Source organism: Aliiroseovarius sp. ABM4_368, assembly GCF_056161205.1.
This window is the reverse complement of sequence record NZ_JBSWYR010000006.1, coordinates 105,450-118,644: the sequence shown is the minus strand read 5'-3', so window position 1 is coordinate 118,644 and position 13,195 is coordinate 105,450. Positions and strand designations below refer to the sequence as shown.

Here is a 13,195-nt window from a genome sequence, read left to right as displayed (position 1 = left end):
AAATGTCAGCGCGTTGGCGTTCGATCTTGATCCATAGTATTTATCGACGAAACACGTCGAACAAAGCTATTTTCCACTTGGAATAATGGACGCGATACATGGACAAGCTCTCTGTCATGAATGCCTTTCGTCGCATCGTTGAACGCGGCAGTTTTGCGCGTGCGGCAGAGGATTTGGGAGTGTCGCCCGCGCTTCTGAGCCGAGAGGTAAAATTGCTTGAGGAAAGTCTGGGCACGGTGTTGCTGACCCGGACGACACGTTCGATGTCGGTGACTGACGCCGGGCAGCTTTTTTATGATGAAGCGGCCAGCATCCTTGATGCGGTGTCCAAGGCCGAGACGCGTATTCGCGAAGGTGCTGGCGCGGTGCGTGGCCATCTTAAGGTGAACGCTTCCAGTTCATTTGGGCAAACTGTGATCGCACCATTCCTGCCGGATTTTCTTGACGCTTATCCCGACCTGCGGCTGACATTGTCGATGGACGACCGGGTGGTCGACATGGTTGAAGGTGGTTTCGATGTCTCGATCCGTATCCGGGCCGCCATGCCGGATTCTGCACTGGTGGCACGCAAGCTGGGGACGATGCGGCAACAGATTTTTGCAGCGCCCTCGTATCTGGAGCGGTTCGGAAGCCCCGAAACACCGCAGGATGTTGCTGACCATCGTGTCATCGGCTTTCTGCTGGCTGACCACCTTACCAACTGGACCCTTCACGGTTCTTCTGAAACGGTAACGGTGGATCTTGATCCGCCCATCCGTGTCGGCAACAGCCTTGTTTTGCGCGACCTGCTGATCTCGGGTGAAGGTATCGGCACGTTGCCGGATTTCGTTTCCAGCGATGCGGTTGCATCTGGCGCGTTGGTCCGCGTGCTGCCGGATTGGGAACTGCCCGCCCCGGAAATATATGCCGTGACCGCATCGCGTCTTGGCATGGACGCCAAGGTAACGGCATTTCTTGACCATCTGCGGGCGGCGCTGCACCCCTGACATTCTTCAACGAGTGTAAAGAATGAAGTGAGCGCGCGCCGCTTAATCCCGACTGCGCCATACCCCATCCTCTGAGGCATCGAAACCTTAAGCCTAAGAGGATCCCATGACTCGCATTCTTATTCTTTATTACTCCAGCTACGGCCATGTCCGCGCCCTGGCCCAAGCCGAGGCCGAAGGCGCACGCTCGGTGCCCGGCACCCATGTTGATCTGCGCCGCGTGCCTGAAACTATCCCCGATGAGATCCGGCAAAACGCCGGGTTTGCAGCGGACGAGACACCTGTGGCCTCGCCTGCCGATCTGGAGGCCTATGACGCCATTATCTTTGGAACACCGACACTGTTTGGCATGATGGCTGGTCAGATGAAGTCGTTTCTTGATCAGGCCGGTGGGCTTTGGGCGCGAAATGCGCTTGTGGGCAAGGTTGCGGCGGTCTTCGCCTCGACCGGGTCACAGCATGGCGGTCACGAGGCGACTTTGCTGTCCACGCAAATCCCGCTTCAGCACTTCGGCATGGTGATTGCCGGGATGCCTTACACCTATACTGGTCAGAAGTCGGCCGAGGAAATCGTGGGTGGCGCGCCCTATGGCGCGGGTACGATAGCCGGGGCCGATGGCTCGCGTGCACCATCGGAGATCGACCTTGAAGGGGCACGTTTTCAAGGCGCGCATGTCGCCCGGATCGCGTCTCGTCTCGCTGGGGCGGATTGGCAAGAGAAGGCCGCGTGATGCCGACCCTGACCATTGATTTCTTCCATGACGTCGTCTGCTGCTGGTGCTTCAACATCTCATCACGGATGCGAGACCTGACAAGCGAGTTCGACCTCGACATTCACCACCGGACCTTTGTTTTGCAAGCCAGCCGCGCCGAAATGGCCACGCGGTGGGGCGCCCCTGAAGATGCCCGTGATACAATTCTGGGGCATTGGGCAGCGTGCCGCGAGGTTAGCGACCAACCTAGTTTGGTTGACATCGAAGCAATGCGAGCCGCGCCCTTCGACTATCCACACGGCATGGTCGCTGCTCTCGGCTGTAAGGCCGCTGAACGGATTGGCGGACAGGCCGCGCATTGGGACATGTTCGATCGCCTGCAACGCGCCCATCTTAGCGAAGCCCGCAACATCGCAGACCCCGAAACCGTGCTGGCCGTGGCCTGTGACGCAGGTTTTGAAGCCGCAGCCTTTGCCAATGCGTTTGACGACCCAATGACCGCGCAAGCTGTCGAGTCCGACCGACAACAGGCACGCAGGCTTCAGGTCCGCCATGTTCCCACGCTGATTGTCCGCGAGACAGGCGCGCGCCTTGTCAACGGACCGCGCGAGGATCTGGCCGCACAGTTGCGCGCCGCCCTCTTTCTTGTTGCTTGAAAGGAGACCTTCATGACACGTTCCAGCGATATATTTCTAACCGCGCTTGCCCCAGTGATCTGGGGCAGCACCTATCTTGTCACAACCGAGGCTTTGCCAGCGGGCTATCCAATAACGCTTGCGGCGCTGCGTGCGCTGCCTGCCGGGCTTTTGCTGCTTGCGATCACACGGTGCGTGCCGCCTCGGGCATGGCTTGGCCGTGTTTTCCTGCTTGGTAGCTTCAACTTTGCCCTGTTCTGGGTGCTTCTTTTCGTTGCCGCTTATCGACTTCCCGGCGGGGTTGCCGCGACACTGGGTTCGCTGCAAGCGATGATGGTCATCCTTATGGCGCGCGGCTGGATCGGCACGCCGATTAGGGCTGGCGCGGTTGTTGCGGCCGCTACCGGAGTGCTCGGCGTTGCATTTATGTTGATTGGCCCCGAAGCGGCACTTGATCCCATCGGTATTGCTGCTGGTCTTGGCGGTGCGGCCTCGATGGCGGCGGGTACGGTGCTAAGCCGCAAATGGCAGCCGCCGGTGTCTGCACTGAGCTTTACCGCCTGGCAGCTTACCGCAGGGGGGCTTATCCTGTTGCCGCTTGCACTGATTGCCGAGCCGTCCTTGCCGCCGCTGACCGGGGCCAACTTCGCCGGGCTGATCTGGCTTGGTCTTATTGGCGCAGCGGCGACCTATGCGCTTTGGTTCCGGGGCGTCGCGCGGATTGAACCCGGCGCAATCTCGATGTTGGGCATGATGAGCCCGCTAACCGCGGTTCTGCTTGGCTGGGTGGTGCTGGGGCAAACCCTTTCGCCTTTGCAATCCCTTGGTGCGGTCATCGTCCTTGGCTCTGTCTGGGCAGGCCAGAGGGCAAACAGGGTCGGGTCCAATGTCATGCCCTTGCCGCGCACGCCATCGTCTGCCGGCAACGTCTGATCATGGGCTTGTTGGTCTGGCAGTTGGGCTTTCACGGGTCGCTGCTTGCACAGGGACCCGCCAAAACCGCAGGATCACAGACGCCAGACCATGCAGTACGACATAACGAAAAGGAGAGATGTAAGGGCTAACCGAGGATTCACCGTCCGTGCGCTTGGCGAGATCGCCATTAGGTGCGTTGATCTTAATGCCATGGTCGAATTCTATCGCGATGTGATCGGGCTTGAACTGATGAACGACCCCGAAAACGGCGATATCGTGTTCTTTCGCATCGCCGAGGGCTTTGCCGGTCATACTGCCGTGCTTGCCCTGTTCCGGCATGACATCGAAGGTGCTGGGAACACGAAGGCTGGCACCAAGCCTCCAGCCACCGGTCCGGGCTCGTCTTTACATCATCTTGCGCTCAGCCTGCCTTGGGAAGAACAAGAGGCTGTTGTCGCGTGGTATGAGGATCAAGGGCTGGAATACTATGTCGAGACATTCGCGTGGGTTGGCTGGCGCGGTGTCTTTACCAAAGATCCGGATGGAAACACTGTTGAGCTCGTCGCGAAGGAACCGCGCGAAACGGGCGATACCTAAAATTCTTCAAGGTGGGACTGATCCGCGGGGGTAAATTCCACCCGTCCCCGGCTTTATGTCGGCTGTGAGTGGCAGTTGTCGTCACAATTTATCTGACTAATTAAGTAGGGATTGATAAATCCGATAAATTTTGTAAGTTACTTGCATCAAGGTGTCCAGAACATCGCAAGTAGGACCAGACAGATGGGTAAGGTCTTTGGAACACATCGGATTTCTTCGTTGGAGGGGCGATTCGATTTGGCCGAGTTCGAACGGTTGGTGACGTTAGGAGACTGCGTCGAGTCAGAGCGAATGGACTGGGTGAGTGACGCCATGGAAAGAGAAAACGGACGGCGCGAGATGAGCACAAATGAAGAAAACAGCCCACAAGGGGCCTCGGATTTGCAACCGGTCCACGATGCCGTTGCGCTGACCGAAGGCGGAAATCGCGCGCGCATTTGTTATGACGGCAAAGTCTACACCCTTAGCATCACGCGTTCTGGAAAGTTGATCCTGACCAAATGAACGCGTTCCCCAAGCCTCAACTTTCCAAGACGTGCAGCCGGTTTTCTGGTCTTGGCACCGTCAGCGCTGAAGCACTGCGGTTGATCCGGCTTTGGTTTTGGGGACAGTCGCTTCAGGCGAATGTGCGCCTTGCCCTGCCGGTCCAATTGGGCACCAAGCGGGCCAGATGTGTTGTGGCCGCGCTTGAGGATCTTGAACGCATCTTCGGCCCGCATGGGCATATTCAACTTCGGGTTCTTACGCCTGACGCAAGTGGTGTCTCGGCCGATGAGCTGTCTTTGGTCGCGATGCTAGAGGCCAGCCAAAACGAAGAAGGGTCGCCTGTCGGCGACAGCCCCCTTTTGCGACGTGGACCGGCGGCTCATCAAGCCGTCGGAGCCTTGCGCGTTTTGGGGCAGATGCTTGCGGAACGAGCCCGTGAAACCGTGACGTCATGCCCTGTTGCTTGCCCCTCACGGTTCATCTGCCCAGATCGCGCCCAACTGAAAGTCATCAAATGATCGTATGTAGTTGCCAACACATCGCGTGCACAGATATCCACGCCGCCATTGACTGGATGCGGGCCTCGGACCCGGAAACGCTGATCACGCCCGGTAAGATCTATCACGCGCTAGGCAAACAGGCCGATTGCGGCGGGTGTATGCCTTTGTTCTTGGAAACGATGCGAAAAAACCCTAGCCTGAAAATCCCTACCAACCAGCAACCTTTCCGGCTGCCAGATGACGAAGGAATTCAGTATGAAGGGCGATCCCAAGGTTATTGACGTTCTCAATGACGCGTTGAGGCATGAACTTACCGCAGTAAGCCAGTATTGGCTGCACTACCGGCTTCAGGAAGACTGGGGCCTTGGCAAAATGGCCAAGAAAAGCCGCGAAGAAAGCATCGAAGAGATGGAACACGCGGACAAGCTGATCACGCGGATCATCACATTGGGCGGCCACCCGAATCTGCAAAAACTGGACCCGCTGCGCATCGGACAGAACGTTCAGGAAACGCTCGAGGCTGACCTTGCGGGCGAAGAGAGCGCGCGTGCGCTTTACAAAAAGGCGCGAGATATTTGCAACGATGCTGGCGACTATGTGTCTATGAAGCTGTTTGAAGAGCTGATGGCGGACGAAGAGGGCCACATCGACTTCCTTGAAACCCAGATCGAGCTTTATAACAAGCTGGGCGAAGCCAACTATATGCAATTGAACGCGTCGACCTACGACGAAGCCGAATAATCCGGAATGCGCGGGGCAAATTGTCCCGCGCGCTCAGGGTCTATTCTGCTGGGGTGGTCGTCTCAGGGGGGGCAAATCGGCGGCGCAATTTGCGATAGCGACGGCGCAACACACGGCCCATATCTGCAAATGGACGCAGATAGATATCCAGAATATTGGTAGCGCTGGCTTCGGTTTCGGGCAGGCCGAATTTGAGCTCTTTGTTGTGCTCGGACAGGTGGAGCGAGCCAAACAACCAATCCCACACAGCCAAGGCGGCCCCGAAATTCTTGTCGAAATGTTCTTCGGCGACCGAATGGTGCAACTGGTGCTGTGCAGGCGAAATCAGGATATGCTCAAGCCACGGCCAATAGCGAATGTCGATATGCGAATGTCTTAGGTTTGACCCGGTCACGTGGAAGACAAACACCAGCACATTCACGCCAAGCACGGTGTAAAGGTCCACCGAATCCCCAAAGAAAAACACGAAGGGCGCCATGACAGCGCCTTGGGCAAAGGCACTGCGCAGGCCATAAAGCACCCCCTCAAGCGGGTGGACGCGATAGACGGTGACGGGGGTTAGGGTCTCGGCCGAGTGGTGGACTTTGTGAATGGCCCACAGCATCGGCCAATGGTGCATCCAGCGATGAACCAAGTACTTGGTCAGGTCGTCGACCATGAACATCACTATGGAAAACAGCGCGACGATGGCGGTTTTGCCAATGATGGATGCAGACCCGGGTGACACGAAATCCAACCCGTGCAGGAAGTAATAGATCGCAGTCGCGATGGTCAGTTGGGTGATCAAAAGCGGTGAGATGAACAGCGAGAAGGCGCGGTTTATCACGAAGATCTTATAATCAGCCCGGGCAGAGCCAGAAAAGAAAATCCGCTTGCTAAACAGCTTGGCCAAGGTATGGCGCAGGCCTTCGCGGCGTACAATCAAAAGCCAAAGAAAGGCGATCAACAGAGACAGGAAAAGATAGCCGACAAAGATGCGTTTCTTTGGATCGGCGAAGTCGGAAAAGACCGTGGATATGTAGTCAAAGATTTCCAACGGAAGGATGCGGGCGGCATGTGAAACGCCGCCCGCCCAGTATCTTAGTCGGTTTCAGCGTTCGCCGCGGCACCCAGCTTTTCGGCCAGACCTTCAAGGTCAGCCAGCTGGTCGTTGGCGCGGGCCTCAAGGCCGAAGGTGTCCGACAGAAGCTGCTGAACTTTCAGCATGTTCAGCTGATAGTCGCTCCAGGTCATGCGACGCTCTTTGACGAAGTTGCCGTCGGCATCGACACCGGTGACATAGCTGTTGTCCAGCGTGACCGGACCGAACAGAGTCAGGTCGTTCAGCTTGACAGCGGTTTCGCCCAGATTGTTCTTGCCGGTTTGCAGCGCCATGACAAAGCCTTTCAGCTCGCCCCAGTGCTTGGCATAGTTGCGGAACGCCTTGGTTTTGGCTTCATCGTCAGCCGCTTCTTGCAGGGTGTTGATGTCCTTATAAACCGAACCGGCATATTTGAATGCTGCCTCGGCCAGCACTTTTTCCCAGTTGTCGGCGATGACAGCAGCGTAACCTTGCAACTGAGCCAATTGCTCGGCGGTCAGGTTTTCGCCCGCGGCTGAGGTGATCAGCTTACGACCGTCAACGAATGCGTTGAAGATGGTCGGCAGATATTGCGTTTTGTCGCCCTTGTCCGCACCAGCAGCATAGTAAGCCGGGCCAAACACGTACTCGGTTTTCAAGTCGATCATCCCGTCGCCATTCGCGTCGCCCAGCGACCCTTCAGCTTGCTTGGCAACGTTATAGTTGTCGTCAGCGCTCAGCTGGATCGAATGTGCAGCCGCACCCCAATAGCCAAATGCTTCGTCCCACGAATGTTCTTTTCCGGTATAATGCGCGCCGTCGCTATAGGGGGCGCCGTTCGGCTTGTTGTCGGCTTCCATCTTTTCATCAAGATAGTTGTCGACAGCTTGGTGGTAAGACACTGCGCCCATCGTGAATTTCGAGATCAGCTGACCCCAGTCATAACCTGTCTCGGCGTCAAAGCCGCCATTCGATTTGGCAGCGTGGGCGATCATGTTCTTGATCACGTCTTTGCCCGTCAGGTTGCCCGGCCAAGCCGCCATCGCACCGTTATAGAACTTGCCGTCCAGGTTTGCGCTGCCCGAAATTTCGCCCAGGGTGGACTGTTTGACGTCGATCGGGTCTTTGTCGGCAGGGGCGATAATCGCCAGATCAGGATTGCCGCCCATGAAATAGGCCAGCATCTGCGCTTCCAGATCAGCAGCGTTTGCGCCGCCGTCACCCTTGCCTGCCAGTTTTTTCAGGCTGTCATGCAGCACGTGGCGCGCGATTTGACCCGAATAAGAAACCGAGTTCGTCTTGTCGCCTTCATAGCCTTTCAGGGTTACTGGATACGGGCCATATGCGCTGTCCGCATAAGCGGCACCGGCAAGCATCATGCCCGCGATAAGGAAGGTGGTTTGTTTGAATTTCGATGTTCGCATCTTGGTTTCTCACTCTATCCGACAAAAAGTGTCGGGTTATATCCGAGTTATTTACTCGGTTAATGAGAGCGTGATGTCAAGGAAGCATTGCCAAGAGCCTCAAATATAGCCGCGCCGAACTGTGCGCACCCAGCCAAACGACTTACCTTCCGACATATTCAAAAGAATACTGACGCCGTGCCCCTTTCGGAGGCGGCGGGAAGGGGGCCGCCCGATGGACATGTTTCAAGGCGGCAGCATCCAGTTTGGCATTTCCAGACGATTGGACCAACCACACTTTGGCCACGCCTCCAGACGCCGCAACGGTGAACCCGACAACCGCCTTGCCGCGCCCTTTGCCTTGCTTTCTGGTTCGGTTCAGTTTGCGCCAAACTTTGCCCGGATAATTCGCCACGGCGGCGTTTCCAGCCTGCGCGTTGTTCCCTTTCGCCTGACCGCTAGTTTCCCGTTTGGCATCGCTGCGCCCATCACTTTGCCCTTTTCGTCCGGACTGATCCGAGTTTCCACGCGGTGTCGGTTTGGCGTCTGGTTTCGGTTGCTCGGTTCGCTTTGGCCGCTCGACTTTCGGCTTGGGACGTTCCTTTGGCACAGGTTTTGCAACTGGTTTCTGTACGGGTTTTTGAACCGGCGTTACCTTACGGGGCGTTGGTCGTACTGCGGGTTGGTTCTGAACCGGTGAAGGCGGGGTTGTCACCGGCGTTTGTGCCACCTCTGGTTCAACTGGTTTTGCATCTGTCTGATCAGACTTAACAGGCGTTGTGACATCGGGCGTAGCACTGGTCGGAGAGACCATTCCGGCGGCCATATCTGCGAAGCTGTTGCCCAGCATGGCGACTTGTTCGGGTGCCCCACCTGCCAGTTCGACGGGCTGCTCGCCTGCTCCCACTCCGAACCCGATCCCATGCACCCCGGCCGAGATCACGACTGTCACAGCTGCGAAAATGTGCTTGCGCGTCATCGGCTTAACCCTCGGCTTCCAGCCCGTGCTGGGTTACGATCCAAATGTCGCGGGCGCCCAGGCTGCGCAGTTCGTTGGCCACAGCCAGAAGGTCTGCGGCGGGTACGCGGCGATCAGGAACCAGACGCAGCCGGTCTGCGGGCGGCACATCGTCGTCGGCATCTAAGGCGGATTGGGAATGCTGCTGCCAATACGCATCCAATTCGATGACGCTGCCCTGATACGTCAGCGTGCCGTCCTCTGCGATCACCAGCGCGTCGGGCGCTTGGGCGGGGGACAGGTTTTTGACCTCGGGCAGCTCGATATCCCGATCAATCGGTGGGCTAAGCTGGCCAGCGATCAGGAAGAACACCAACAGAAGAAACACCACATTGATCAAAGCAATCGTGGGTTCGGATTTCCTGCGTTCGGGGCGTGGGCGTCTCATTGCAGCACCACAACTGTAAACTTGGGCACCGCCTGCATTCGCGCAAGAGCGTCCACGAAAAGTTGCGCCTGAACTTCTGGCCCCAAGGCCAACAGCCCGCGGCCCGGCTCGTCGCCCACGGCTTTGGTCAGGTCCGGTGTCAGGTCGGCGAAATCAATGGGGACGCCGTTCAGCGTAACCCCGTGTTGGGTCAACCGCACAAACTGCGTTTTGGTGTCTGCATCGGGCTGCACGTTCCCTGATCCAGATTGCATCAGTTGCACCTCTGCAAAGCGCGAAAAGGTCGAGCTGAGCATGAAGAAAAGCAACAGCAAGAAGATCACGTCAATCAAAGGGGTCAGGGTCAACCGCCCCCGGTTGAACCCCGCGTTACGCCGCATGATCCTGGGCTTTCACCTTGTATAGAACCGAATGAATGGCCTTATCAGCAAAGATACGTTCGTCCGAAATGCGCGTCTCAAGCCATGTCAGGAGAAGCTGCGTCGGCATGGCTACAGCCAGCCCAACAGCGGTGGTCATCAAGGCGACCCAGATCCCACCTGCCAGCAGGCTTGGATCCACCGACGACCCAGCATCCTGCAAGTTCTGAAAAGCTTCGATCATGCCCAGAACGGTGCCAAAAAGTCCCAGCAATGGGGCCACCTGCGCGATGGTATCCAGCAGGCGAAACCCTTTTTCCAATTGGGTCAGGCTTTCTTCGGACCGCGCGATAAGCCGTTGGGCCAAAGCGTGATTGTTGCCGTGATTTACGTTCTCTAGCGCTTCACCGACAAAGGTTTTCAGGTGGTTTCGGCTGGCGCTGACATCCTGTCTGGCCACATCCGGCTGGCTGCGATCCCACGCCTGCAAGGCAGTCTCAAGTGACTTGCGTCGCCCGACTCCGCGCGCGCGAAATTGTGCGACTTTGTAGATAACTGTCGCCAGCGACACGACCGACATCAGCAAGAGCAGCGCCACCACTGGCCCGCCAAGGGCCACGAACTCGGCAATCCGAGATTGGATGTTCAGAAGAAATTCCATCAGCCCAGTACCTCAAGCTTGGTTCGGCTGCTCAGCGTCAACGCATCCTGACATGCCGTAGGCGTGCTGCCATCGCATGTGGCAACGCCGTTGATCAGGATTTGCCCGATGCTGTCGCACGTGGTCCCAGCCATATCGAACTGGCGGACGCGCGGCTTGCTGGTGGGGAGGTCCTGAAAATCAAATAAGGAAAGAGTGATCACTGCGCCGTCGGGCCCGAACAACACGGTTTCCAGCACCACGGCGCTGAGATCCTGTTCGCTGCTGTTCATGGCGGTGAAGGTCAAACGACAAGCAGTATCGAGCTGCTCAGTGCTGTTCAACTCGATCGCCAGCGTGGTTTTAGAGTTTGGCGCCGGCACCGAGGTTTCCCCCAATGCCGGCCCTGCCACAGCGCTCCACAATATGGTTGTGGATACAAGCGCATTCTTGAAAACGGTCGATATGCTGTGGCGTTTCATGTTGTCCTCTTAGAAAGTTTTCGAGATGCCGAAGCTGATCTGGCGACCCGCGCTTTTCGCGCTGCTGGATGCAAGGTGGGTCTTGTAATCAAGGTCAAAGACGTTGTGTACACCGACGCGCAGCTCTGCCCCCTCCAATGCGCCATCATCGGGTTTCCAGCTGGCAAAGATGTCATGCACGGTATGTGCGTCCGAGGTCACAATGGCGGATGCGCCGGTGAAAGGATCAACCGTGGTATAGCTTGCATCGGTCGAATGCGACACGCGCCAGCTCAGCTCGACCGTATCCACGGGGCGATAGCCCAGCGTCAACGATATGTTGTCCGCCGGAAGGACGTTGGCAAGGTCGGCATTGATCGCGGTGGGGTCCGACAGGTTCTGACCGTTCAGCTTCGAATAGGCCAACGACCCGAAGACCTTTTCGCTGTCATAGGCGGCTTCCAGTTCAAGACCTTCGATGCGGGTTGCACCAAGGTTGATTTTGCTGGGAATGCGTCCGTTCACGACCTCAAGTCCCGAGTTCGTAGCGATTTGGCCAAGCATGTTGTTGCGGAATGCCACAGCCTTGAAGCTCAGCTGATCGCCCGAGGTGAAGACGTCATGGTTTTGGTAGGACAGGCCAATCTCGAAGTTCTCCGAGGTTTCGGTGTTCAAGTCGAACGAGGCCAAACCGTTGTTCGTGTCATAGATCTCATCCACGGTGGGAAGGCGTTCTGTGTAAGACGCAGATCCGAAGACCGCCCAGCTGTCGTTCAGCTTGTAATGCGCGGCCAAAGTTGCGGACGATCCGGTCTTGCTGGTGTCTTCTAACGCCGCAGCAGCCACTGTGTCTGCATTCGGAGAGGTGTCTTGCTTGTCCACACGACCACCGGCGATCACAGTCAGGCGATCATTCCAGATAAACTCGTTCTGTGCATAGAAGCTAATCGTTTTGGTTTCAGCTTCGGGATGGTACGAGAAGCCGGTTCCCGGAAGTGTCGGGATTGGCACAAACGGCGACACCCAAGTTTCCGAGATTTCCGCCGAACGAGTTTGCGTTGCGTGGCTCATCCCGAAGGTCAGGAAGTTCTCATAGTTTGCACCGCTCCATTCCGCGGTGTTCTCGACCTTCACCGTCACAGTTTCATAGGCATAGTCAGCAGGCGCGATGAAAGTGCCCTGAGCGTCGCTCATGTCTACGGCGGTGTTCGAGTACGACAACTGGACCGACAGGTCGATCAGATCGTTGGTTGCGGAATCAAAGCCATATTTCAGATAGGCTGTGGTGTCTTCGATATCGCGATCCGTGGTGCCCCAGCTGAGGGTTGAGTCCACCAAGTTATAGGGCTGATCATCCACAAACGAACGGGTCGTCAGATACGAGGCTTCCAGCGAATGCTCCATGGCATCGCCGAAGGTGTATGTCCCCTTGGCGATAGTGGTTTCCAGCGTTCCTTCGGTACCCGGAATGGCGACGCCGTCGCCATCTTCAAGCTCGGCGCTGTCTTGATAGTTATAGCCCGCCATGAACTCGAGATTCTCGGACGGGCGGAATGCCATAACCGAGGTCGAGGATTTGCCGCTGCCATTGGTCTTGTATTCAAGTTTCTGGAAGAAAGAGAACGTGTCATCCGGATCTTTAATAAAGTCCGACGCGTCCTTGGTTTCCATCGCGACGACGCCCGCGATTGCTCCTGCCCCATAAAGGGTCGAGCTTGCCGGCCCACGCAGCACTTCAACACGTTTGAAGAAGGACGGGTCGGTAAACATCGAGCCCATGCGGTACTGTTCATAATACTTGCCGACGCCATCAATGGTCATGACAATTTTCGGCTCGTCCGCCGATCCACCGGCGCCAATGCCGCGGATGTTCAGACTTTCCCCAAAGAAGCTTTCTGAACCCACGGTGGTCACGCCCGGCACGTTTTTGACGATGTCACCAATGGTGTCAGGAGATTCTTTCTCGATCTCATCTTCGTCGATCACGGTCACGGCTTGTGGCACGTCTATAGCCACTTTTTCAGCACCAGCGCCAAAGATGATCTGCCCCAAATTGGTCAGATAACCCGCGCTTTCTTCTTCCTGTGCATATGATGGTGTTGCCAGCACAGCGGCCAAAGCGACTGTGCCAAGCAAGACTGTGTTACGCGAAATCCTCATCGCAAACTTCCCCTTAGTTTTTCTTTAAAGCCGAGTCGCTGGCAGGAAGCTTGCGTCGAATTTGTCCTCGTGCTGCGGCAATTATTTAACTTGACTAAATTTGTCAACTAAAAGAGAACGTGCCGAAATCACAA

General features: G+C 56.8%; 16 protein-coding genes. 8 read left to right on the top strand and 8 right to left on the bottom strand.

The features are described from left to right. Positions 1–98: 98 nt before the first annotated feature. The 8 genes from ACXAH3_RS15525 to bfr all read left to right on the top strand — a co-directional run bounded on the left by ACXAH3_RS15525 (position 99) and on the right by bfr (position 5,572). Entirely contained in the window at positions 99–986 is an 888-nt protein-coding gene (locus ACXAH3_RS15525; protein ID WP_474863067.1) for a LysR family transcriptional regulator, read from the top strand. Between the two features lie 106 nt (positions 987–1,092). Beyond that, positions 1,093–1,716 (top strand): NAD(P)H:quinone oxidoreductase, encoded by a 624-nt coding sequence (gene wrbA, locus ACXAH3_RS15520; RefSeq protein ID WP_474863065.1) that lies wholly within the window; start codon positions 1,093–1,095, stop codon positions 1,714–1,716. After that, positions 1,716–2,354, top strand: coding sequence for a DsbA family oxidoreductase (locus tag ACXAH3_RS15515; protein ID WP_474863063.1), 639 nt, complete (start codon positions 1,716–1,718; stop codon positions 2,352–2,354). The genes wrbA and ACXAH3_RS15515 overlap by 1 nt, the downstream gene beginning before the upstream one ends. 12 nt (positions 2,355–2,366) lie before the next feature. Continuing rightward, entirely contained in the window at positions 2,367–3,266 is a 900-nt protein-coding gene (locus tag ACXAH3_RS15510; protein ID WP_474863062.1) for an EamA family transporter, read from the top strand. A gap of 90 nt (positions 3,267–3,356) precedes the next feature. Next, complete coding sequence (locus tag ACXAH3_RS15505; protein ID WP_474863060.1) at positions 3,357–3,845, top strand: VOC family protein; 489 nt, start codon at positions 3,357–3,359, stop codon at positions 3,843–3,845. A gap of 183 nt (positions 3,846–4,028) precedes the next feature. Continuing rightward, positions 4,029–4,349: a hemin uptake protein HemP gene (gene hemP, locus ACXAH3_RS15500; protein ID WP_474863059.1), complete on the top strand. Its 321-nt coding sequence runs from the start codon at positions 4,029–4,031 to the stop codon at positions 4,347–4,349. Further along, on the top strand, positions 4,346–4,849 hold the full coding sequence (locus ACXAH3_RS15495) for a hypothetical protein (RefSeq protein WP_474863058.1): 504 nt from the start codon (positions 4,346–4,348) through the stop codon (positions 4,847–4,849). Before hemP ends, ACXAH3_RS15495 begins: the two co-directional genes overlap by 4 nt. A gap of 237 nt (positions 4,850–5,086) precedes the next feature. Further along, positions 5,087–5,572, top strand: coding sequence for a bacterioferritin (gene bfr / locus ACXAH3_RS15490; protein WP_474863056.1), 486 nt, complete (start codon positions 5,087–5,089; stop codon positions 5,570–5,572). A 40-nt stretch (positions 5,573–5,612) separates the two neighbouring features. Here bfr and ACXAH3_RS15485 read toward each other — a convergent pair whose 3' ends face one another. From ACXAH3_RS15485 to ACXAH3_RS15450, 8 genes are all read right to left on the bottom strand, one after another. After that, positions 5,613–6,608 carry a sterol desaturase family protein gene (locus ACXAH3_RS15485; RefSeq protein ID WP_474863054.1) on the bottom strand — a complete coding sequence of 332 codons (996 nt, stop codon included), beginning with the start codon at positions 6,606–6,608 and terminating at the stop codon, positions 5,613–5,615. A gap of 44 nt (positions 6,609–6,652) precedes the next feature. Further along, on the bottom strand, positions 6,653–8,056 hold the full coding sequence (locus ACXAH3_RS15480; RefSeq protein ID WP_474863052.1) for a DUF4856 domain-containing protein: 1,404 nt from the start codon (positions 8,054–8,056) through the stop codon (positions 6,653–6,655). Positions 8,057–8,198: 142 nt separating this feature from the next. Next, complete coding sequence (locus tag ACXAH3_RS15475) at positions 8,199–9,014, bottom strand: TonB family protein (RefSeq protein WP_474863050.1); 816 nt, start codon at positions 9,012–9,014, stop codon at positions 8,199–8,201. A gap of 4 nt (positions 9,015–9,018) precedes the next feature. After that, a complete protein-coding gene (locus ACXAH3_RS15470) occupies positions 9,019–9,441 on the bottom strand; it encodes an ExbD/TolR family protein (protein WP_474863048.1) in 423 nt (140 codons plus the stop codon). Continuing rightward, positions 9,438–9,821, bottom strand: coding sequence for a biopolymer transporter ExbD (locus ACXAH3_RS15465; protein ID WP_474863047.1), 384 nt, complete (start codon positions 9,819–9,821; stop codon positions 9,438–9,440). The genes ACXAH3_RS15470 and ACXAH3_RS15465 overlap by 4 nt, the downstream gene beginning before the upstream one ends. Beyond that, a complete protein-coding gene (locus ACXAH3_RS15460; RefSeq protein ID WP_474863046.1) occupies positions 9,811–10,461 on the bottom strand; it encodes a MotA/TolQ/ExbB proton channel family protein in 651 nt (216 codons plus the stop codon). Before ACXAH3_RS15460 ends, ACXAH3_RS15465 begins: the two co-directional genes overlap by 11 nt. After that, positions 10,461–10,922, bottom strand: a complete 462-nt coding sequence (locus tag ACXAH3_RS15455; protein WP_474863044.1) for a hypothetical protein — start codon at positions 10,920–10,922, stop codon at positions 10,461–10,463. Before ACXAH3_RS15455 ends, ACXAH3_RS15460 begins: the two co-directional genes overlap by 1 nt. Positions 10,923–10,931: 9 nt before the next feature. Next, the gene (locus ACXAH3_RS15450) at positions 10,932–13,061 is read right to left on the bottom strand and encodes a TonB-dependent receptor domain-containing protein (RefSeq protein WP_474863043.1); all 2,130 of its coding nucleotides are present in this window, start codon (positions 13,059–13,061) and stop codon (positions 10,932–10,934) included. Positions 13,062–13,195 lie beyond the last annotated feature (134 nt).